Source organism: Prevotella sp. HJM029, from assembly GCF_000599605.1.
GTDB lineage: Bacteria > Bacteroidota > Bacteroidia > Bacteroidales > Bacteroidaceae > Prevotella.
The window spans coordinates 1-22231 of record NZ_AZHT01000040.1 but is presented as its reverse complement, the minus strand read 5'-3'; the positions used below and the strand labels follow the sequence as shown (position 1 = coordinate 22231).

The window sequence follows — 22231 nt, the reverse complement described above, 5'->3', positions numbered from 1 at the left end:
TTTTTTCTGCGCCGCAGGGTTGCAAGTCAAAAAACAATGACTTTTTTCTGCGCTGCAGGGTTGCAAGTCAAAAAACAATGACTTTTTTCTGCGCCGGAGGCTCACGCGTCAAAAAACAACGAGTTTTTTCTGCGCCGGAGGCTCACGCGTCAAAAAACAATGACTTTTTTTCTGCCCCGGAGGCTCACGCGCCAAAAAACAACGAGTTTTTTCTGCACCGGAGGCTCACGCGTCAAAAAACAACGAGTTTTTTCTGCACCGGAGGCTCGAGCGTCAAAAAACAATGGATTTTTTCTGCACCTCCGAGGATCGTTTGCGCGAAAAATAAAATTTCTTGTGGTGCCCGACGGTTGCACATTCAAGAAAGCAATAGCGCATTGGCCGCGAGGTCGGCCATCAAGCGCAATTCAATTTTAGAGATGCCATTTGCCTTCAACGTGCTCCAATCTTGTTTGAAAGCATCCATCAACATGCCTCTCAACTTGCCCGGCCTATCATGTTGCACGTTGTTCTCGGGAGTAGTCCCTCCGACAGGTTTCAGCTTATGCTTCTGCCATTGCACGAGCAACTGGATGGCGGCATCCATCTTCCGCAAAAACCATTTGGCATAGGCCGCGTTGAGATAGTCGTCGGCCACGAGTTCGTGCTGCGCAAACAGCTCGTCGTAAAGGCGATCGGCGCGTTCGAGCTGCATTTGATTGAGCAAAATCCAGGCAATGGCACGCGTCACCGGCAACGAGGGTGTGTCGAAATAAAGGGGATAGAGCAGTTTCAACGCCTCATCGAACAGCCGTTGCTGCGCCAAGGCCAAGCCCAAATAAATTTTATACTCCGTGCGCTCGTCGCGCCGCAACAGTTCGCGATAGGCCAACGCCGCCGCCTCCCACTCATGATTGCAATAATAGGCTGCGGCACAGCGACGCAAATCCACGTCGGATGTGAAGCGCACGTTGCGTTCCACCTGCATAGATACGCTGCTCGGCGGGTTGGTACGGTCAAACAATTCTTCATATCTGAGCCCACTTTCGGGATTGCTCAGCGCCGAGAGATAAATCAACTGGCTGGCGTGCGTTCCCAAGTCTTCCCAAAAACACGACAGCTCGTCGTGTGTCTTTCCATATCTTTCAAAACGTATGCGCAAACGCAGATAGGTCAACATGCTATCGAGTTTATCGGGGAGAATTCCATCCCACCTGTAGAAAGGAACTTTGTAATGTTCAAACAAGGCATAAGCCATTGGCCAATGGGCACGCCGCTCGGCCAGCGCAATGAGCGTAACAGCCTCTTGAAGCGCATTGCCGATGTTGAAATAGCTGGTCAAGAAAGCTAATTTATGATTGTACTGGTCATCCAAATCGGGCATGGGGTTGCGAAAGTCTTTACGCCAATCGTTGAGCGCAAAGAAACGGTAAAGACTTTGCAGATATTGCCGACGCCGAAAGGCAGAGAGGTCTTTTGGCAAATGCTCCTCGCCCATGGTCACCTTGGCATGGCCCAACATGTCGCGCAGCTGGGGTGGCATCTGGCTGTAAATGCGCTGCACAGCAAAGAGGAACGAATATTTGTCGGAGTCGCAAAAAGGTCCTATCTGAAAGAGTGACCCTACAAAACCTTGCTGCCCCAACGTTTCCAATGGCTCGTCTAAGGCGGCATTCGAAGGCGAGAAAGGCACAAACCAGTTGCTCAACGTCGCGAAGAAAGGAAAGCGTTTCATTTGTGCAAAGCCGCCGAAATAAACATCCATACCTTGCTGCTGCATGTCGGCCAACTCTTTCATGTGCTGCTCCATGCGCTCCATATCCTTTTCGGCCTTGTCGGGATAAAGAATATTGTCGAGGTCGGCATCGTTATTCGGCGAGATTTCATCGTGCAGCAAATCGGTATTAGCCTGTTTCATCATGTCGGGCAAAATGTCGCGCTGAATGGTTTGCATGTCGTTGCGCGCATTGCAGCAATAAATGAGCTGCTCGTCGATTGACAGCAACAACGCTTTGAGCTTTTCGCCCTCGGCTCCTTTGAGTGCTGCCGTAAAATGCGCATCGCAGCTTTCTATGCGGTGAAAATCTTTGTGGGTCAACATCAAGCGCCAGCCCACCAGCGCACGTTGCCGCAACTCGTCGTCGTCGGCCTGCTGCCACACCTCCCAAAGCAAGGTGAAGCGCGAGGGATCGATGCGATTGAGTCCGCTCAGCATCACGGCCGAAACCAACGTCTGGGCATCGTAAACATCTATCAACGGACTCGAGAACAGGCGCTTCATCTGTGCGCAAATGCTTTCGCTCCAAAAAGGCGATACGATGATGGCATCGAAAATCTTGGCCAACTGTTGCTCGTGCGAATGGCGCAACTGCCGCGTGGCAGAAGCCTTTTCGTCGTTCTGTTCCAACGAGAGCATAGCTACATCTTGCACATAGCGCTCTAAATCATCCACCCATTCGCCGTCGCCCAAATCAATTTGCTTCGCATGTTGCGCCGCCAACTGATAATAGCTCGTTGCGTAGATTTCCTCATCCAGTGCCACATCGAAATAAAGGCTGTAGAGCTGATGCAACATATCGGTGTAGAGTTGATTGCGCATGGGGTCTTGGAAACCGCGCCGCATGTAATCTTTCATCAAATCATAATTCGACGAAATGGTCTGCAACCGCGCTTCGAATTGGGGATAATCACCCGAAGCGAACTCCTCAGAAAATAATTTTAAAGCCTTGGCCACATCCCGATCAGAAAAGATAGCCGAATGCACCAATCCCAAATAAGTATGTTCGAGCTCCATCATTTAATCTTTAAATGCGTGCGCCGCCACGGCAATATCCTGCTGACGCGGTGGCGCGATGTGTGAATAATACAATTTAGGCAATGCTTGGAGCGTGGCTTTATCGGCTTTGCAACGCCGCGCTATCACATCGGCATAGGCCTGCAAGCCGCGCTGATTCAACGAATCGCACGCCCGATTATATCCTTTTACGAAAGCAGCCAGTTGCGCTTTACGCCGAGCATCGCTCACACCAGCCGTGCGCAAAGCCAACACACCCAACGCCACTTTGAAGTCGCGGCTATCGCGCAACATGGGATTTCCCAAGATTCGCGCCTTTGTGGCTTGTGGTTCGGGCAGCCAAAGAGCATCAATCTCGTTGTTGAGCAACATATCCAACCGTATCAACACATTATTGAATTGCACCCGAAACACCTGCGCACGCGTCTTCACTGTGTCGAGGGTGCGATTGGTTAAATAATCGGTTGCCGAGAAGCGCGTCATCGCCACCATCTTATCGCCCAACTGATTGAGCCGCCGCAAACGCGCCAACCGATTGGTGTAGAGTTGCCAATAAGCATTGGTGGCGGTGAGATAATCTACGCCGATTCCCTGCTGTTTCAGGCGCTCTGTGCGCACAAGATCGCTCACCATGCCCTCCACGCGCCGATTGCGAAAGGCTGTGTCGCAGTCCATCTGCGCCATATAGGGTTTTAAGCGCAAATCCAACTGCGTCGTGTCATACAGCTGATGCGCCTTCATCACATACAACGGCAAACAATCTAAGGTGGGCAACACGGCAATCTTCAGTGCCAACGAGTCTTCGCGTTGCAGACGCATGCGCTCGGCTTGCGACAAACGTTGACGTTCGTGTTCTGACAAGCCACAGGCTGCCAGCAACAAAACAGCGCCCAACAAAGCGCTTATATTCCATCCAAAAAACAGGGATTGTTTCTTCATTTTGCTTCGTTTCGATATCGTGCAAAAGTAATAAATAATTTTGTAACATCGAATATTATGCTTACTTTTGTGTGGCTTTCAAAGGCCGTAAGAACAGCATTTGTGCTTCATGAAAAGTGCTGCTCGGACAAATTCGAAGTCAACTTCTTTAAAACTCAAAAAGCAATGGCAAAAGACAAGATAGCCTACGTGTGCAGCAACTGCGGACAAGAGTCAGCCAAATGGATTGGCAAATGCCCCGCTTGCGGACAATGGAACACCTACAAGGAAATCAGAATTGCAGCCGACTCGGGGTCGATGGCGGCAAAATCGGCGGCCCATGCCGTGCGCAACAAGTTGGAACACCACAATAAACCGCAATTCCTACACGAGATTTCGGCACAAGACGAGCCACGCATCGACATGCAAGATGCCGAGCTCAACCGCGTGTTGGGCGGCGGATTGGTGCCAGGTAGCATCGTGCTTTTGGGCGGCGAGCCCGGCATTGGCAAAAGCACCCTCACGCTGCAAACCATCCTGCGCATGCAAAACCGCGACATCCTTTATGTGAGCGGCGAAGAGAGCGCCCACCAAATCAAGATGCGTGCCGAGCGCATCGGAGGCAACGGTGCCGTGCAAGTGCTGTGCGAAACGTCGTTAGAAAACATCTTCGACAGCATCAAAGAAGCCAAGCCCGAGCTCGTCATCATCGATTCCATCCAAACGATTTCCACCTCAGAGGTAGAGAGTTCGCCCGGCAGCATCACACAGGTGCGCGAATGTGCTTCGGCCTTGCTGCGTTTCGCCAAGACAAGCGGCATTCCCGTCATCCTCATTGGCCACATCAATAAAGAAGGAACGTTGGCCGGACCGAAGATTTTAGAACACATTGTCGACACCGTTATCCAGTTCGAAGGCGACCAGCACTACATGTATCGCATTCTGCGCGCCATCAAAAATCGGTTCGGAAGCACGTCGGAACTCGGCATCTACGAAATGCGACAAGATGGCCTGCGACCCGTTTCCAACCCCTCTGAATTGCTGCTCACGCAAGACCACGAAGGCCTTTCGGGCGTGGCCATCTCTGCCGCCATCGAGGGCGTGCGCCCCTTCTTGGTCGAAACACAAGCCTTGGTTTCGTCGGCCGCATACGGCACGCCGCAGCGCACGGCCACTGGCTTCGACCAACGCCGCCTCAACATGTTGCTGGCTGTGCTCGAAAAGCGCGTGGGATTTAAACTCATGCAGAAAGACGTGTTCATCAACATTGCCGGCGGACTGCGTGTAACCGACTTGGCCATGGACCTCAGCGTCATTGCGGCCGTGCTCTCGAGCAACGTCGACACGGCCATCGAAGCAGGTTGGTGCATGGCAGGCGAAGTGGGATTGAGCGGCGAAGTGCGACCCGTAAACCGCATCGAACAGCGCATTGCCGAAGCCGAAAAACTGGGCTTCACCCACATGATTATCCCCGCCTACAACCTCAAAGGCTTCGACAAACGAAAATATAACATTGACCTTCACCCCGTGAAAAAGGTTGAAGAAGCACTACGAACTTTATTTGGATAAAACATGGCAAAGAAAAACTCTGTGATTATTGTGAGCGGCGGCATGGACAGCATCACGCTGCTCTACGACCGGCAAGACGACATCGCCTTGGGCATCAGCTTCGATTATGGCAGCAACCACAACGCACGCGAGCTTCCCCTCGCCGCCATGCACTGCAAGCGTTTGGGCATTCCCCACATCGTCATCAACTTAGATTTCATGCAACGCCACTTCGAAAGCTCGTTGCTCCAGGGGGCAGACGCCATTCCCGAAGGCCACTATGCCGCCGACAACATGCAATCCACCGTGGTGCCCTTCCGCAACGGCATCATGCTCGCCATTGCCATTGGCGTGGCCGAAAGTCACGGCCTCACCCAGGTTTTCATCGCCAACCACGGCGGCGACCACACCATCTATCCCGATTGCACGCCGCAATTCATCCGTGCCATCGACGCCGCAGCCACAGCCGGAACCTATGTAAAAGCGCATGTTGTGGCACCCTATACCAACATTTCCAAAGCCGACATCGCGCACATTGGCAAACGGCTCGGCCTCAACTATGCCGAAACATGGAGCTGCTACAAAGGCGGCGCGCACCACTGTGGCAAATGCGGCACCTGCATTGAGCGCAAAGAAGCCTTGCAAGCCGCCGGAATCGACGACCCAACTCCATACGACGCATAGTCCGTTCCCCACAAGGCAACGACAGATGCACCCTCATGGGGCGACACGGTCGGGCACGCAGGCACCGACCCTACCAGCCTCCATCAACCCCCTCTACCACGCAACCTTTCTTGATTTAGTCCATCGGCGAACTATTCGCCGGCAACCTTTTCTTGTTTTAGTCCGTCGGCGAACTATTCGCCGGCAACCTTCTTTCGTTTTAGTCCGTCGGCGAGCACCTCGCCAGCAACCTTCTCTCGTTTTAGTCCGTCAGCGAGCACCTCGCCAGCAACCTTTTCTTGTTTTAGTCCGTCAGCGAGCACCTCGCCAGCAACCTTTTCTTGTTTTAGTCCGTCGGCGAGCACCTCGCCAGCAACCCTTTTCGATTGAGCATAATGCGCCCAATATATTGCCAACTTGATGTGCCAAAACACGGCGATTGCATAGAAAAAGCAATGAAATCTCGGTAAAGGTTTCCCTGTTTCAACGAAAAAACCGTATCTTTGCCGAGCATAAAACGAAAGATTTTTAACATCAAAAATAACTGTAAAATGACGATCGAACAATTTAATTTTGCTGGTAAGAAAGCAATCGTTCGCGTGGACTTCAATGTTCCCTTGGACGAAAATGGAAAAGTGACTGACGACACGCGCATTCGCGGTGCATTGCCAACGTTGAAGAAGGTGCTGGCCGATGGTGGCGCGCTCATCATGATGAGCCACATGGGCAAGCCCAAAGGTAAGGTGAAGGCTGAGCTTTCGCTCTCGCAAATCGTGAAAAATGTGTCGGACGCATTGGGCGTTGAGGTGAAATTTGCCAAAGATTGTGGCCATGCCGAGGCCGAAGCTGCTGCACTGAAGCCCGGCGAAGCGCTGCTGTTGGAGAACCTCCGTTTCTATCCCGAAGAAGAGGGCAAGCCCGTGGGCGTTGAGAAAGGCACACCCGAATATGACGAGGCGAAGAAGGAGATGAAAGCGCGCCAAAAGGATTTCGCGAAGAAACTGGCTTCGTATGCCGATTGCTACGTGATGGATGCCTTCGGTACGGCTCACCGCAAACATGCTTCTACGGCAGTCATCGCCGATTATTTCGATGCCGACCACAAGATGTTGGGCTATCTCATGGAGAAAGAAGTGAAGGCCGTTGATGCCGTGCTCAACAACATCAAACGCCCCTTCACCGCTATCATGGGTGGCTCGAAGGTGTCGACCAAGATTGGTATCATCGAAAACTTGCTGGGCAAGGTCGACAACCTGATTCTCTGCGGCGGCATGACCTACACTTTCGCCAAAGCGCAAGGCGGAAAGATTGGCAAGAGCATCTGCGAAGAAGATAAATTGGACGTGGCGTTGGATGTGATGAAGAAGGCTAAGGAAAATCATGTGAACTTGGTGCTCGGCACCGATTCAATCATCGCCGACGACTTCAAGAACGATGCCAAACAAGCCGTTGCACCTTCGAATGATATCCCCGACGGCTGGGAAGGAATGGACGCAGGTCCCGAATCGCGTAAGGCATTTGCCGAGGTGATTGAAAACTCAAAGACCATCCTCTGGAACGGTCCTGCAGGCGTGTTCGAATTCGACAACTTCGCTGACGGCTCAAAAGCCATTGCCGAAGCCATTGCCAAAGCCACAAAGAACGGTGCATTCTCACTCATTGGTGGCGGCGACTCTGTAGCTTGCATCAACAAGTTTGGTTTGGCCGACCAGGTTTCTTATATCTCTACCGGTGGCGGCGCCTTGTTAGAAGCCATCGAAGGAAAGGAACTTCCCGGCATTGCAGCCATCAAAGGCTAATGGCCAATCGCCATTCACATCTTATTATACTTGCGGCATGCTCCATCAGATCGTGCCGCAAGTTCTTTTTGCTAATACCTTTCTTGAATACCATCACCCTTTTGCGCATGAAATTTCAATACAAATGGAAACTAAACGTTTAATTTTTCATAAAGAAGTCACACATCTACAAGCAGGACTTGCACTAATTAAGAAAAAAATATAATTTTACGGCCAGATAACAAATTTTAATTAGATATTTTTATGAAGAAATCCTCAATTTACGCATTGGCATCACTCTGCCTCTTAGGCGGCGTATTCCATGCTTGTAAGCCCAAAAAGGCTGGCCACATCGCCGTCGACGACGACGCTGCAAAGCAAGTTTATGTGGCTCCCGGGCACTACGACGAGTATTATGATTTTGTTTCGGGCGGCTTTAGCGGCCAAGTTTCCGTCTATGGCATCCCTTCAGGACGTCTTTTGAAAGTTATCCCTGTATTCTCTCAAAATGGAGAAAATGGTTATGGCTATGACGAAAACACCAAACCTCTATTGAACACCTCATTCGGCTTTGTACCATGGGATGACTCACACCACACCCAGCTGTCTGAAACAAATGCCATGTACGATGGCCGTTGGCTCTTCATCAATGCCAACAACACACCACGTATTGCGCGCGTCGACTTAAAAACATTCCGCACAGCAGAAATTATCGAGTTGCCTAACACGAGTGGTAACCACGCTTCGCCTTTCATCACAAGCAACACCGAATATATTGTTGCAGGATCTCGGTTCAGCGTTCCTGCAGACTATGAAAATGGCGATGTATCCATTAAAGACTACAAGACAAAGTTCCGCGGTTGCGTTTCTTACATCAAGGTAGACCAAAAGACAGGACATTTGAATTTAGATTTCCAATTAAACCTGCCTCCGTTCAACTATGATTTAAGTCATAGCGGCAAAAATGAGTCAGCTGACTGGTCGTTCTTCACTTGCTATAACACCGAACAAGCACACTCGCTCTTAGAAGTGAATGCTTCGCAAAACGATAAGGACTATATCCTTGCTATCAACTGGAAGAAAGCCGCAGAGCATGCTGCAAAAGGCGATTTCGACTGGAAAGCTTGTAAATATGCACACAACGTGATGAACGAAAACACCGAGCAGGCTACATCTGAGATTTTAAACAAGGTAAAGGTGATTGACACACGCAAATTTAATGACTTCCTCTACCTGATTCCTTGTCCTAAGTCTCCTCACGGCGTAGATGTCGACCCAACAGGCGAATATATTGTGGGTAATGGTAAGTTAAGTGCTAATCTCCCTGTGTTCAGCTTCAAAAAGATTCAAGAAGCCATCAAGAACCACAAGTTTGATGGCAAAGTTGAAGGTATCAACGTCATCAAATACGAAGATGCTTTGCACGGCGAAGTACAAGCTCCAGGTTTAGGCTCGCTCCACACCGAGTTTGACGCCGATGGTAACGCTTATACCAGCTTCTTCATTTCTTCAGAAATTGTGAAATGGAGACTTAAGGATTGTCAGATTGAAGACCGCATCCCAACTTATTATTCAGTAGGCCATCTCTCTGTCTTTGGTGCCGACACCAAGAAACCTTATGGCAAATATATGATTGCTTACAACAAGATTACAAAGGATTGCTTCCTCCCAACGGGACCAGAACTTTGTCAAGCTGCACAACTCTATGATATTAGTGGTAATAAGATGAAGTTGCTCCTCGAGTTCCCCTTGATTGGTGAACCACACTATGCCAGTGCAATCGCTGCAGACATGCTAAGACCCAACATGGTGAACTTCACATTATTGAAGAACAACCACAACCCCTATAAGATTAGCACGGCACAAGAAGCTCGCGTTGAACGCCATGGCAACCGCGTTGATGTCTACATGGCAGCCATCCGTTCGCGTCTTGTTCCCGATAACATTGAAGGTATTAAGATTGGCGATGAAGTTTACTTCCATGTAACAAACATCGAACAAGAATGGGATATTCCACACGGTTTTGCTATCAAAGGTAACAACAATGCTGAGTTGTTGGTTATGCCTGGAGAAACAGGAACTATAAAATGGATTCCCAATCGTGTTGGCATTTTACCTTTCTATTGCACAGATTTCTGTAGTGCATTGCACCAAGAAATGCAAGGCTACGCTCGCGTTTCTCCAAAAGGAAGCAATACACCTTTGAGCTTTACGATTGACGATAAGTTACCATCACAATTCACTGTGACGAAACCTACCACACAATCAGGTGCTGCTCCAACAACACACAAACGATAATCAAAGAATAAAATAAAAAGGAAACAATCATGAACCTGTCGCGTGTTAAGATCAACATCAAAGACTTGCGCTGACGACAGGTTCATCATAGATGAAAGTATATGAAATTTAATTTTACAGGTAAGCTCTCAAAATCAAGCATGATATTGCTCATTGTTGCGGGCATATTCACAGCGATAAGCGCATTTACCTCTGTATGGCGAATAGATCTTAGTGCACCACAATATCCCGAGGGAATGGTTCTCTACATTGGTGGCCTCGATGGTGTTTCAGGTGGTGACGAAGGCAATGACCTTTACAAAATCAATGAGTTAAATCACTATGTGGGAATGGCACAAATTCACCCTGGAGATTTCTGGGAGTTCACAGCTTTGCCCATTATCCTTGGTGCCTTTGCTGTGCTCTTTTTAGTCACAGCATTCATCAAAAACAAAAAGCTCAGCATTGCCTCTTTAGTAGCATTTGGTATTTTTGGTGTCCTGGGATTTGTCGACTTCTATCATTGGACCTATGTTTATGGACATAACCTTTCGCCCGATGCCCCGATTAAAGTGCCAGGCATGTCCTACCAACCACCAATCCTTGGTGAGAAACAACTCCTGAGTTTTGATGCCCTCTCACAACCTAATGTTGGTGGATACCTGCTTATGCTTGCAGGTGTTATCCTCTTGTATGTGGTTGTCAAAGAAGTTGTCATCTTTGGGAATAAAGCAAAACAAAACTAATTTGTATGAAAGGAAACTTCTATAAGGAGCTTATAAAAGGGTCAGCAGCAACCTTTGTGTTGCTGCTGACCCTTCTTTGTGTTGTCGCTTGCACGGTGAATGACAAGCCACAACCCGTTAATTTGGGTAAAGATAATTGTGAGAAGTGTGGTATGACCATCGAAGAGCCACAATTTGCTTGCGAAATTATTACTGATAAAGGAAAATGTTTCAAGTTTGACGATTTATCATGCCTGTTTCATCACATCAATGAAAAGAAACTCTCTGATAGCATCGTTACTAAAATATATGTAGCTGATTATGAGCATCCCGATTCTTTAATTGATATCAAAACAGCCAATCTTGTGCTCGGTCAAGACATTAAAAGTCCGATGAATGGTGGCGTAGCTGCCTTTAAAAATAAGAATCATGCACGCACGTTTGCAACAAAAACGCGTTCCATCCTACTCGATTCATGGGAAAGATTAAAAATACAACATGGTGTAGATTAATGCTGTTTTTCAGCTTGTTGTGCACGATTCCAAGTTTAGGACGCACGATTGACGTAGGGAAAGGAAAAACTTTTCCTACGATTCATGACGCTTTGAAATTAGCTCAGCCACATGATGAAATCGTAGTCTATGCAGGAAAAGTCTATAAAGAGCACTTACTAATCGACAAACCTATCACTCTGAAAGGTATTGGTTTGCCCATTATTGACGGAAGTCTGCAAGGCAACGTTATTCAAGTAAAAACCAATAATGTGGTAATTGACGGCTTCCAAATACAACATTCCGCACGCTCTTCACGAATTGATTACAGTGGCCTACACATTGAAAACGCGAGTTTCGTCATTATCCGCAATTGTGTGTTTCGAGCAAATCAATTCAGTATTATGTTCCAAAACAGTAGACATTGCACGGTAATTCGCAACAATATTTCGAGCAATATAGTGCAAAACGCAATCATGGGAAATGCAATACATTGCTGGAAATGTGACGACATGCATATTGCCGAAAATGTAATTGGACATAATCGAGATGGTATTTATCTCGAATTTGTAAATGCTTCATGCATCGAACACAATAAAGTCAGCGGATGTGCACGCTATGGACTCCATTTCATGTTTTCGCATTTTAACGTCTACCGTGCAAATTTTTTTAGCCACAACCAAGCTGGTGTGGCAGTTATGTTTGCACACCATGTAACAATGTTGAATAATGTTTTTACATTCAATCGAGGCACTTCGTCTTATGGATTACTTATTAAAGAGCTTCAATATAGCTCTATTAAAGGAAATCGTTTCCTCAATAACACCGTAGGACTTCTTGTTGATGGCGGCTCGGATTTATTCATAAAACGTAATGAAATTAAAGGAAATGGTTGGGGCATGCGATTAATTTCGGCTAGTACAAATGACACCATCTGCGAGAATAACTTTCTCGGAAATACATTCGATATGACGACCAACGTGAGCTATAATCGCAATATTGTGAATGGTAACTATTGGGATAAGTATGAAGGTTATGACCTGAATAAAGATGGTAGAGGTGATGTTCCCTTCCATCCACTAAGTCTTTTTTCTATGCTCGCTGAACAAAATGAGAATGTATTATTCTTTTTTCACAGTTTCTTAATGGATTTACTTGATAGCACCGAGAAGCTGCTACCCTCTATCACTCCTGATAATTATGTTGACAACCACCCCTATATGAAACCCATTAAAATATGATAACAATAAGCAACCTCAATAAGTTTTATGGCAAACTACATGTACTCCACGATGTTAATTTGCAGTTAGAGAAGGGACAGTGTATTGGCTTTGTTGGACCTAATGGATGTGGAAAGACAACTCTCATGAAATGTATCCTTGGTTTAGTAACTCCCCAATCTGGTCAAATTTTAGTAGATGGCGTGGACATTAACACACGCCCCTCCTATCGCCAACATATTGGGTTTATGCCACAAAGTAGCTGTTTCCCTGAGAACATGAGCGTGGCAGAAACGTTCAAAACCATCCGAGAGATACGCGGAAACAACGATGAATACGATGATGAATTATATAAAGCGTTTCGAATTGAAGATATTGCAAATAAGAAAACAAAGGCACTATCGGGGGGCACGAGCCAAAAGGTGAATGCAGCTTTAGCATTTCTCTTCAATCCAGACATACTAATCCTCGATGAGCCAACAGCCAGTTTAGATCCCATTGCTGCTAATATTTTAAAAAATAAAATTGCTAAAGAGAAGAATAAATTGGTTTTTATTACTTCACATATCCTCAGCGAATTAGAAGGTATTGTCACCCACATCATCTTTATGGATGAAGGCAGAGTACTATTTTTTAAATCGGTTCAACAACTTTTAGAGGAGACTGGACTAGAAAATGTTTCACAAGGTGTCATGTCATTATTAGAAAAACACAAGAAACAATAAAACGTTATGGGAAAGATTACGAAAATTATTTTTACAGATAATATAAAAGATAAGGTTGTCATTATATATCTTATATTATTAGCACTCCTTTCATGGACATCGCTTTTACTACAAGATAATGCATCAAAAGGGGCACTCACAGAACTGAATATCATTCTGTCCATAACCCCACTCATGTCGCTGCTTTATACTGTAACCTATCTCTACGATTCGCACGACTTTATTGTTCTCCTATTAAGTCAGCCACTCAAACGGCAACAAATTTGGAAAAGTTTTTACGCAGGCGTCTCTTCCAGCCTCCAAATTTCATTTCTACTCGGAGCGGGTATTCCCATGTTGCTCTATACAGACTGGGAAACAGCAATCGTTCTAATACTCATGGGCTGTGTAACCACGCAGATTTTCGTTTCGTTAGCCTTCTTAACGACGATGCTTACAAGTGAAAAGACACGAGGCATAGGTATCTCAATCCTCATCTGGTTGCTCCTGACAATGATTTATGATGCCGTCCTACTTTATTTCGTTTTCTTGTTTAGTGAGTGGCCAATTGAGACTCTTTTACTCTCATTCTTAATGCTTAATCCACTCGATTTAGCTCGATTCCAGGTAATCCTTAAGATGGATGTCTCAGCTATGATGGGATATGGTGGTGCAGCCTTCAAAGAGTTTTTAGGAGCTACCGGTGGAATCATTGTTTCATCCTTACTGCTTCTCTTATGGATTGTACTTCCTTATGCGTTCTCCTCACACATATTTAAGAAAAAGGATTTATAACATGCCATAATATTGCTATGAAAGAAAGAGCATTTGCAAACTTTGGAGAACTCCTTTATTGGTCATATGCCAACTTACAAATGTTACACTATGCTATAAAAGCACGGAAATTAAAATATGATTGAGTATGCTTTATGATTCGGTCAAAGTCCTTTAAAGCATATAAAGAAGGAGTATGGAATATTCAGGATTTCATAGAATTGAATATAATCAAAATACGTAAAAATAATTATTACTGGTATTGTGGCAAGATTATGGCTACCAAGGAACTGACGAAAGATCATGTCTTTCCACGCAGCAAAGGTGGCCGAAACGAAATGAATAATCTCATCATGGTCTGCAAAACATGCAATTCAAGCAAAGGCTCTATGGATTTATTAAAATGGTATACAACAGTGCGAAAGGAATATCCGCCTATAGATGTTCTGATTCATTATATAAAAAATATTTATATCTACAGCACAGAACAGCATTTAATGAATAAGTCTTTAGAAGAAATTGACTCTATGCACCTACCATTTGATTGGTACTATATTCCAATGTCTTATCCACAACCTGAAACCTTTTTACAGAAAAACAGACTATCATATGAAAAATAGGTAAGAAAAATCTGATAATAGAAGCACTAAATTATCAAGAACTTATGTTTTATAGGAGAAAACTCTAACAAAGAAATCTATTATTTTTTTCCAAAAAAAATGAGCAAAAGTTTGTGGTGTCTTAAAAAAAGCCTTATCTTTGCAACCGCATTTAGCGAAATGCCTTTAGAATAATCATTTTATGCGGAAATAGCTCAGTTGGTAGAGCACGACCTTGCCAAGGTCGGGGTCGCGGGTTCGAGTCCCGTTTTCCGCTCTAATGCTGAATAAGATGCGCAGAGAGATTTATCTCTTCTCATAAGCCCAGGTGGCGGAATGGTAGACGCGCACGTTTCAGGTGCGTGTGTTTAACGGCGTGCAGGTTCGAGTCCTGTTCTGGGCACATTTTATTTAGTATTACAAATATGCTGGAGAGGTGGCGGAATGGTAGACGCGCTACTTTGAGGGGGTAGTGTCAATTGTGACGTGGGAGTTCGAGTCTCCTCCTCTTCACATATAAAAAAAGACAAAGAATTATCTCTATGCGGAAATAGCTCAGTTGGTAGAGCACGACCTTGCCAAGGTCGGGGTCGCGGGTTCGAATCCCGTTTTCCGCTCTTTTATCGAGAAACATACAAGTTCATGAATCTATATTTAAGATATTTCAATCGTGAGGTTTTGGTTTCTTCTGTTGAAGAAGCTCTCGATTTTCTAAGTTCTATTCCTGATATAGTACTGACTCATGCTTTAGAGGGTGATATTCGTGCCTATGTAGCCAGTGATGTATCTTATCCTAAACGCTACAAAGTGCATCAACGCGCCTATTTCATCATTATCAAGACGACAGCAACAACAATGACAGATTTTAAAGAAAAGAAAGCTATGCAAACCAATACTCCTTTAATAGAAAAACATGCTTTAGCTGCTTCGGCCATAACACGGCTCACAGAGATGCAGCCAGGCTGGTATGAAGGTGCTTTAAATTTCAAACGCGTAGTGCTTATCCCTACTACAGGAAAGCATGAATATCGTGACACACAGTTCGTGGTACAATGCAAAGCCAATTCTGGACAAGATTGCTATGACCGCATTGTTGAATACTTACGCACACGTGTTGATAATCGTTCGCAATTCCCATCGGCAAAAGGAAAGAATTTTCAATTCCGCTATTTAGGCATGTGGAAATAGGCCTTTCCTAATCTGTCTCATTTTAAAGTTTTCATAATGAATAAAGTGATGTTGATTGGTAACGTCGGGAAAGAGCCCGATGTGCGCTATTATGACACCGATCAAGCTGTAGCACAGTTCCCACTTGCAACAACAGAGCGCGGCTATACTTTGCAAAATGGAACCAAAGTGCCCGACCACACTGACTGGCACAACCTCGTTGTATGGCGCGGATTGGCTAAAGTGGTAGAGAAACATGTACATAAAGGTGACAAACTTTATGTTGAAGGGCGTATTCGTTACCGCAGCTATGACGATCAAAAAGGACAGCGACGCTATGTTACTGAAATCCTTGTTGAGAACATGGAACTACTCAATCCCAAACCCATAGAAAGAGAGGAGAATGCTTTACAAAATACTGCGCAACCAACAACCGCTCAGCCTATCCCCTCACAACAAGCTACAAAAAAGCAAAACACATCGCCAGTAGACAACATTACAGACGACGATAAAACTCTGCCATTCTAAGTTTAAAATAACAAAGCTCTTGGACATATCATCGTTTACGGAAGCTTTTTCCGATATCACACTCCAGACGCCCACCCTTGGCGTAGTCATCTCATTCTTTTTAGTAGTTTTTCTACTACTACTCTCGGGATTTGCCAGTGCATCAGAGATTTCATTTTTTAGTCTTTCTCCCACCGACATTGCAGATTTAGATGTCGAGCACAATGCAAAAGATCGCAAAATAGAAATGCTCCGCCAAGACAGCGAACGCACGTTGGCCACCATTCTCATCACCAACAATTTTGTGAATGTCACCGTCATCATGCTTTGCAACTTCATCTTCGGCTCGCTCATCCACTTTGGGCCAAGAGCGGAATGGCTCGAGTTTTTGGTGCTCACGGTGCTGCTCACCTTTCTTTTGCTGCTCTTTGGCGAAATCATGCCCAAAGTTTATAGCCGTCAGAATCCACTCACTTTCTGCCGTTTTGCAGTAAATGGCATTCTTTTCTTTCGCAAGTTTTTCTGGCTTTTAGAAACCCTTCTTACCAAAAGTGGTGTCATCGCCGAAAAAGTCTGGCAAAAGAAAAATCGCCAACTCAGCGTCGACGATTTAGAACAAGCCTTAGAACTTACCGACAAAGAAGACATCAAAGACGAACAAAGCATGCTCCAAGGCATCATTCGCTTTGGCGATGAAACCGCAAAAGAAGTAATGACTACCCGACAAGACATCGTTAACTTAGATATTCACAGCAATTTCACCGAAGTGTTGCAATGTATTATCGAGAATAACTATAGCCGCATTCCCGTCTATCAAGACAATACCGATCACATCCGCGGCATTCTCTACATCAAAGATTTGCTTCCCCACCTCTCGAAGTCGGCAACTTTCCGCTGGCAGAGCCTCATTCGCCCACCCTATTTTGTGCCCGAAACGAAGAAAATCGACGATTTGCTGCGCGAATTCCAAGAAAACAAAATCCACATCGCCATCGTCGTTGACGAGTTTGGCGGTACCAGTGGACTCATCACTTTAGAAGATATTTTAGAAGAAATCGTAGGTGAGATTAACGATGAATACGACGACGATGTCAAAAGCTACACCAAGATTGATGCCAGCACCTATATCTTCGAAGGCAAAGTTCTTTTGAGCGATTTCTGCAAAATCCTTGCACTCGACGACGATATTTTTGACGATGTTGAGGGCGACGCCGACTCTTTGGCTGGATTGTTGTTAGAGCTCAAAGGCGATTTCCCCGTCATACACGAGAAAATAAATTACCAACAATTCACCTTTGAGATTCTCAGCATCGAAGGTCGCCGCATTAGCAAAATAAAAGTGTCTATCCATCCAAAAGTGGGATAATATGCCATTACTATCCTGCGAAGACGTCACTCCCGACACGCTATTGGGTATTTGGAAAATAGAAGAGACGGCCGCCGACTTCTGTGCATCATCCCCCTTTCTGCAAACCATTTTTCAAGACGAACTGACGTCGTGCCACAGCAGTAGCCGACAAGTGGAACGTTTAGCCGTTTATGCGCTTGTTGAACAGCTAACACAGCAGCCCCTCCGCATCATGCACAACGCAGCTGGAAAGCCTTTCATCGCCAACTATCACATCAGCATCAGCCACACGAAAGGCTATGCTGCGGTCATCCTGTCAAAAACGCACGAGGTAGCCGTTGACATCGAATACATCAGCCCGCGTGTCAACCGCATTGCCGACCGATTTATACGAACCGATGAGCAAGCTCTGACTACCGAAGAGCGTTTGTTGATATGGTGTGCCAAAGAGACACTCTACAAATATTGCTCAGCAGAAGATTTGCAATTTTTCGACATGCGCGTGGCTCATCATGACGAAAAGCCCGGCATCCGATCCATCGAAAACCTGCGCCAAGGCCGCAGCTTCAGCATAGTTCACCGCGCCAACGAGGACTTTGTGCTCACCTACATCGCATAAATCGCCCCATAAATACGTGCAACGCTGCCGGCTATCACACGGCTTCTGCAGCCCACTTTGATGAAAACATCCCGTCATCGCCAATCATCATGCTGCACTGAAAGTAGATAAAAATACACCATTTAAATCAAAAACAGGCGTCCAGCAACTGCTAAACATCTGTTTTTTGAATTTTCATTTGTTCAGCAACTGCAGAACAGCTTTTTTGTTTGTGGCACAATGATAAACAAGAAGGATTACTTCGCGTGCAACGACGCTCCATCCATCTGATAGTTCATCGACCGATGTTCAGCCAGCTGCGCATATTTCGTTCCGGGTTGGCCGAAATTAGCAAACGGATAGATGCTGATGCCACCACGAGGCGTGAAATAGCCCACCACTTCGATGTATTTGGGCTGCATCAAACGCACCAAATCCTTCATGATGATGTTGATGCAATCTTCGTGAAAATCGCCGTGGTTACGAAAGCTGAAGAGATAGAGTTTGAGGCTTTTGCTCTCCACCATCTTCGCTCCTGGAATGTAGCGGATGCAGATTTCGGCAAAGTCGGGTTGCCCAGTGATGGGGCAAAGCGACGTGAACTCGGGACAATTGAATTGCACCCAATAATCGTTGTCGGGATGTTTGTTGTCAAATGTTTCCAACACCTCGGGCGCATAGTCGGTTGCATAGCGTGTGGTGCGACCCAAAGCTTGCAGACCTTCATCTTTTCTATCCATTATTTTTCAGATTAAATATTTTCAAAACGTTGTAACTGATGCCTTCATCATAGGCATCTTCGCCCTCATGCTGCTTAAGATATCTCACAACACGAATGGTGAGCGGCAACGCAATGATTTCATAAATGGTTTTCAGCACAACTTGCCACAACATAAGTTTGGGCAATTCGGGCCAAGGCACTACGCCGCCTAATGCCAAAGGGAAGAAGATAATGGAGTCGATGCTCTCGCCAAAGACGGTGCTCCAGATGGCACGTGCTGAGAAATGACGCCCACGATCGCGCAGTTTCATGCGACTCATGACATAGGCATTGACAAAACTTCCGGCTAAGAAAGCCACAAACGAGGCGGCGGCAATGCGCGGAGCCAAACCAAAAATGGCGTGAAATCCCGCTTCGTTAGTCCAGTAGGGCGCGCCGGGAATGGCATCACAAATCGCGCCCATCGTCACAAAGAAGAAGTTCATCAAAAAACCTGTCCAAATGAGCAGTCGCGCTTTTTGATAGCCCCACACCTCACACACGCAGTCGTTGATGATGTAGGAGACGGGGAAGACGATTAAGCCGCCCGTGAGACTGATGTTAAATACTGAGATTTGCTTTGTTTCGAGCACGTTGGCCGCAATGAGGCAAACGCAAAAGAGGATGCTGAAAAGCATGAACAGCACACTCACCATGTTCTTTTCTTGTTTCATTTCTTGTTTTTTACGAGGTTTGTCAAGCACTCGGTTCTGTTTAAACGTGGGCGCAAAGTTACAAATAATTTGGCAAAATGCCCACGTTGTGGAAGATTAATCCATGCGGCTGCGATAATCTTCATAGCCGAACTCGCGCAACATCTGCAATGTTCCGTCGGCCTTAGCCAAGGCGATGGCGGGATGCGAAATGCCGTTAAACATGTTGGTTTTTACAGTGGTGTAGTGCAACATATCTTCGAAAATAATGTTCTCGCCCACTTGCAGCGCGTGGTCAAACAGCCAATCGCCCATGAAATCGCCGCTCAAGCAGGAGTTACCGCCCAACCGATAGGCATGCTGGGGCTGCTCTGCTGCAGGATCAATATGCTCGGCATGGCGCACGATGGGGAAATAAGGCATTTCCAAACAATCGGGCATGTGGCACGTGAAGCTCACATTGAGGATGGCCGTCTTAATGCCTCTATCCTCCACCACATCGACCACTTGGCTCACCAACGGCCCCGTTTGCCAGGCAAAGGCACTACCTGGTTCAAGAATAACGTAGAGCCAGGGATAGCGCTGACGAAATTGCTGCAAGATATCAACGAGCTTCATCACGTCGTAATCGGCACGCGTCATCAAATGTCCGCCACCGAAGTTAATCCATTTCAGCTGCGGAAACCACTTCGCAAACTTTGCCTCAATGTGCTGCAAGGTGCGCTCAAACGTGTCGGCACCACTCTCACAATGGCAATGACAATGAAAACCTTCGATGTCGGTAGGCAACTGCTGGGGCAACTTGTCGGCCGTGATGCCAAAGCGTGTGCCAGGTGCACAGGGATTATAAAGCGCGGTGCCCACCTCAGAATATTCGGGATTGATGCGCAAGCCAAAACTGATGGTTGGGTTGACATGCTTCGCCCGCTCGTGGAAACGTGCATATTGCGTGAGCGAATTGAATTGCAGATGGCTCGAACAACGGGCTATCGTGTCGATTTCATCATCGGTATAAGCGGGAGAGAACGTGTGGGCTGCACTGCCAAACTCCTCAAAGGCCAAACGAGCCTCATTCAATGAACTGGCAGTTGTCGCACGAATATATTCCTTGAAAATGGGAAAAGTTTTCCACAGCGCAAAGGCCTTAAAAGCCAAAATCACCTCTACATCCGCTTCGCGAGCCACCTGCGCAACAAGATTTAGATTGCGACGCAGGCGCACTTCCTCAAGCACATACATGGGACGCTTAATACCTTCAAACGTTTCGACATTCACTTTCATTTCTCTGCTCCCCTTCTTTTTTGTCGTACAAAGGTAACTTTTTGCAATGAGATAATTGCGGGTTTAATAGAATTTTCCTACATTTGCAACGTTTTTCAACGCTAACATAATGAAGAGGCAAGCCCACATCCATTTCTATGCCCACGCGCCGAAGGCCAACTGCTTTCTGCACGTTGAAGAAAAGTTAGCACAGCATGCAATCAACTTCATCAACATAAACACAAATAAGAATGAGTGAAAATAACTCCTTTTTAGTTTTTTCGGGTACGAGCACACGTTACCTTGCAGAGAAAATATGTGCAAGTTTAAATTGTCCTTTAGGAAACTTAGTGGTGACCCGCTTCTCCGATGGCGAGTTTGCCGTTTCTTATGAAGAGTCTATTCGTGGCCGCGACGTGTTCTTGGTTCAGAGCACATTCCCCAATTCGGACAACCTCATGGAGCTGCTGCTCATGATTGATGCTGCGAAGCGCGCTTCAGCACGCAACATCATTGCTGTTATCCCCTATTTTGGCTGGGCACGGCAAGACCGAAAAGATAAGCCACGCGTGAGCATCGGAGCAAAGTTAGTGGCCGACTTACTGGGCGTTGCTGGCATCGATCGTCTCATCACGATGGACCTGCATGCCGACCAAATTCAAGGTTTCTTCGATGTTCCCGTCGACCACCTCTATGCTTCGGGCGTGATTTTGCCCTACTTGCAAAGCCTTCACCTCAAAGATATGGTGATTGCCTCACCCGATGTAGGCGGTTCAAAACGTGCCAACACCTATGCCAAGTATTTGGGTTGTCCACTGGTGCTGTGCAACAAAACGCGCGCACGTGCCAACGTTGTTTCCAGCATGCAAATCATTGGCGACGTGAAAGACAAAAATGTAGTGATTATTGATGATATGGTCGACACGGCAGGAACCATCACCATGGCGGCAGACATCATGAAAGAGGCCGGCGCCCTGTCGGTTCGTGCTTGCGCTTCGCATTGCGTGATGAGCGGTCCGGCATCAGAACGGGTGCAAAACTCGGCCCTCGAAGAGATGATTTTCACCGATTCTATCCCCTACTCTAACCGCAGCGCAAAGGTGAAACAGCTCTCCGTAGCCGACATGTTTGCCGAAACCATCCGCCGCGTTGTCGACAACGAGAGCATCTCGTCGCAATATTTAGTTTAACGGCCTGCGCGCCAAGCACGAAAGCCAACCATCAACGGGCGTTCATTTGTTTTTCGAATGAGCGCCCGTTTCATGTTCATACGCCGCTGCTAACGCGTTAGCAAGCCCGAAAAAGCAAAAAATGGGGCTGCTAAAAAATTAGCAACGGCAAAAAAGCAAAAAATGGGCTTGCTAAAAAATTAGCAAGCCCAAAAAAGCAAAAAACGAAGCGTCGGAGTTCTCCGCAAGCCAAAACGAAGTAAAAACGAGGCGTCGGAGTTCTCCGCAAGCCAAAACGA

21 protein-coding genes and 4 tRNA genes are annotated in these 22231 nt (G+C 46.5%); 19 read left to right on the top strand and 6 right to left on the bottom strand.

Translation table 11 applies throughout. From position 1 onward, the window contains the following. Positions 1 to 358: 358 nt before the first annotated feature. Together X919_RS0104130 and X919_RS0104125 are read right to left on the bottom strand one after the other, a co-directional pair. Positions 359 to 2776 carry a hypothetical protein gene (locus X919_RS0104130; protein WP_028899138.1) on the bottom strand — a complete coding sequence of 806 codons (2418 nt, stop codon included), beginning with the start codon at positions 2774 to 2776 and terminating at the stop codon, positions 359 to 361. Continuing rightward, positions 2777 to 3712 (bottom strand): ABC transporter substrate-binding protein, encoded by a 936-nt coding sequence (locus X919_RS0104125; RefSeq protein ID WP_051502412.1) that lies wholly within the window; start codon positions 3710 to 3712, stop codon positions 2777 to 2779. Positions 3713 to 3877: 165 nt separating this feature from the next. Here X919_RS0104125 and radA point away from each other — a divergent pair, with 165 nt between their 5' ends. After that, positions 3878 to 5260: a DNA repair protein RadA gene (radA, locus tag X919_RS0104120; RefSeq protein WP_028899136.1), complete on the top strand. Its 1383-nt coding sequence runs from the start codon at positions 3878 to 3880 to the stop codon at positions 5258 to 5260. A 3-nt stretch (positions 5261 to 5263) separates the two neighbouring features. Next, positions 5264 to 5923 (top strand): 7-cyano-7-deazaguanine synthase QueC, encoded by a 660-nt coding sequence (gene queC, locus X919_RS0104115; protein WP_028899135.1) that lies wholly within the window; start codon positions 5264 to 5266, stop codon positions 5921 to 5923. Between the two features lie 173 nt (positions 5924 to 6096). Here the strand turns inward: queC and X919_RS15910 are convergent, their stop codons facing one another. Next, complete coding sequence (locus X919_RS15910) at positions 6097 to 6318, bottom strand: hypothetical protein (RefSeq protein ID WP_253270078.1); 222 nt, start codon at positions 6316 to 6318, stop codon at positions 6097 to 6099. Positions 6319 to 6453: 135 nt separating this feature from the next. Between X919_RS15910 and pgk the strand changes: the two genes are divergently transcribed. From pgk to X919_RS0104025, 16 genes are all read left to right on the top strand, one after another. Next, positions 6454 to 7701: a phosphoglycerate kinase gene (gene pgk, locus X919_RS0104105; RefSeq protein WP_028899133.1), complete on the top strand. Its 1248-nt coding sequence runs from the start codon at positions 6454 to 6456 to the stop codon at positions 7699 to 7701. Between the two features lie 243 nt (positions 7702 to 7944). Beyond that, complete coding sequence (gene nosZ / locus X919_RS0104095) at positions 7945 to 9978, top strand: Sec-dependent nitrous-oxide reductase (RefSeq protein ID WP_028899132.1); 2034 nt, start codon at positions 7945 to 7947, stop codon at positions 9976 to 9978. Positions 9979 to 10079: 101 nt separating this feature from the next. Then, a complete protein-coding gene (locus tag X919_RS0104090) occupies positions 10080 to 10703 on the top strand; it encodes a hypothetical protein (protein ID WP_028899131.1) in 624 nt (207 codons plus the stop codon). Between the two features lie 5 nt (positions 10704 to 10708). Next, a complete protein-coding gene (locus tag X919_RS0104085; RefSeq protein WP_051502411.1) occupies positions 10709 to 11194 on the top strand; it encodes a nitrous oxide reductase accessory protein NosL in 486 nt (161 codons plus the stop codon). Beyond that, positions 11158 to 12414 (top strand): nitrous oxide reductase family maturation protein NosD, encoded by a 1257-nt coding sequence (nosD, locus tag X919_RS0104080; protein WP_028899129.1) that lies wholly within the window; start codon positions 11158 to 11160, stop codon positions 12412 to 12414. Before X919_RS0104085 ends, nosD begins: the two co-directional genes overlap by 37 nt. Continuing rightward, on the top strand, positions 12411 to 13118 hold the full coding sequence (locus tag X919_RS0104075; RefSeq protein ID WP_028899128.1) for an ABC transporter ATP-binding protein: 708 nt from the start codon (positions 12411 to 12413) through the stop codon (positions 13116 to 13118). The genes nosD and X919_RS0104075 overlap by 4 nt, the downstream gene beginning before the upstream one ends. A gap of 6 nt (positions 13119 to 13124) precedes the next feature. Then, positions 13125 to 13892: a hypothetical protein gene (locus X919_RS0104070; protein ID WP_028899127.1), complete on the top strand. Its 768-nt coding sequence runs from the start codon at positions 13125 to 13127 to the stop codon at positions 13890 to 13892. A 134-nt stretch (positions 13893 to 14026) separates the two neighbouring features. Then, positions 14027 to 14491 carry an HNH endonuclease gene (locus X919_RS14745; RefSeq protein ID WP_036916934.1) on the top strand — a complete coding sequence of 155 codons (465 nt, stop codon included), beginning with the start codon at positions 14027 to 14029 and terminating at the stop codon, positions 14489 to 14491. Positions 14492 to 14674: 183 nt separating this feature from the next. After that, positions 14675 to 14747: transfer RNA gene (locus X919_RS0104060), tRNA-Gly, on the top strand. 45 nt (positions 14748 to 14792) lie between these two features. Continuing rightward, positions 14793 to 14873, top strand: a tRNA-Leu gene (locus X919_RS0104055). A gap of 27 nt (positions 14874 to 14900) precedes the next feature. Next, a tRNA-Leu gene (locus X919_RS0104050) sits at positions 14901 to 14983 on the top strand. A 31-nt stretch (positions 14984 to 15014) separates the two neighbouring features. Further along, positions 15015 to 15087: transfer RNA gene (locus tag X919_RS0104045), tRNA-Gly, on the top strand. Positions 15088 to 15112: 25 nt separating this feature from the next. Then, positions 15113 to 15658 carry a hypothetical protein gene (locus X919_RS0104040; protein ID WP_028899126.1) on the top strand — a complete coding sequence of 182 codons (546 nt, stop codon included), beginning with the start codon at positions 15113 to 15115 and terminating at the stop codon, positions 15656 to 15658. 36 nt (positions 15659 to 15694) lie between these two features. After that, positions 15695 to 16165 carry a single-stranded DNA-binding protein gene (locus X919_RS0104035; RefSeq protein ID WP_036916931.1) on the top strand — a complete coding sequence of 157 codons (471 nt, stop codon included), beginning with the start codon at positions 15695 to 15697 and terminating at the stop codon, positions 16163 to 16165. A gap of 19 nt (positions 16166 to 16184) precedes the next feature. Beyond that, positions 16185 to 17510: a gliding motility-associated protein GldE gene (gene gldE, locus X919_RS0104030; RefSeq protein ID WP_028899124.1), complete on the top strand. Its 1326-nt coding sequence runs from the start codon at positions 16185 to 16187 to the stop codon at positions 17508 to 17510. Position 17511: 1 nt separating this feature from the next. Continuing rightward, positions 17512 to 18111, top strand: coding sequence for a 4'-phosphopantetheinyl transferase family protein (locus X919_RS0104025; RefSeq protein WP_028899123.1), 600 nt, complete (start codon positions 17512 to 17514; stop codon positions 18109 to 18111). 236 nt (positions 18112 to 18347) lie between these two features. Here X919_RS0104025 and queF read toward each other — a convergent pair whose 3' ends face one another. The 3 genes from queF to nspC all read right to left on the bottom strand — a co-directional run bounded on the left by queF (position 18348) and on the right by nspC (position 20784). Further along, positions 18348 to 18830, bottom strand: a complete 483-nt coding sequence (gene queF / locus X919_RS0104020) for a preQ(1) synthase (RefSeq protein ID WP_028899122.1) — start codon at positions 18828 to 18830, stop codon at positions 18348 to 18350. After that, positions 18823 to 19524, bottom strand: coding sequence for a queuosine precursor transporter (locus tag X919_RS0104015; protein ID WP_028899121.1), 702 nt, complete (start codon positions 19522 to 19524; stop codon positions 18823 to 18825). Before X919_RS0104015 ends, queF begins: the two co-directional genes overlap by 8 nt. Positions 19525 to 19620: 96 nt before the next feature. Then, entirely contained in the window at positions 19621 to 20784 is a 1164-nt protein-coding gene (gene nspC / locus X919_RS0104010; RefSeq protein ID WP_028899120.1) for a carboxynorspermidine decarboxylase, read from the bottom strand. A 230-nt stretch (positions 20785 to 21014) separates the two neighbouring features. On the opposite strand from nspC, the gene X919_RS0104000 reads away from it, so the two are divergent. Further along, positions 21015 to 21953 (top strand): ribose-phosphate pyrophosphokinase, encoded by a 939-nt coding sequence (locus tag X919_RS0104000; protein WP_028899119.1) that lies wholly within the window; start codon positions 21015 to 21017, stop codon positions 21951 to 21953. The last annotated feature ends 278 nt before the right edge of the window (positions 21954 to 22231 follow it).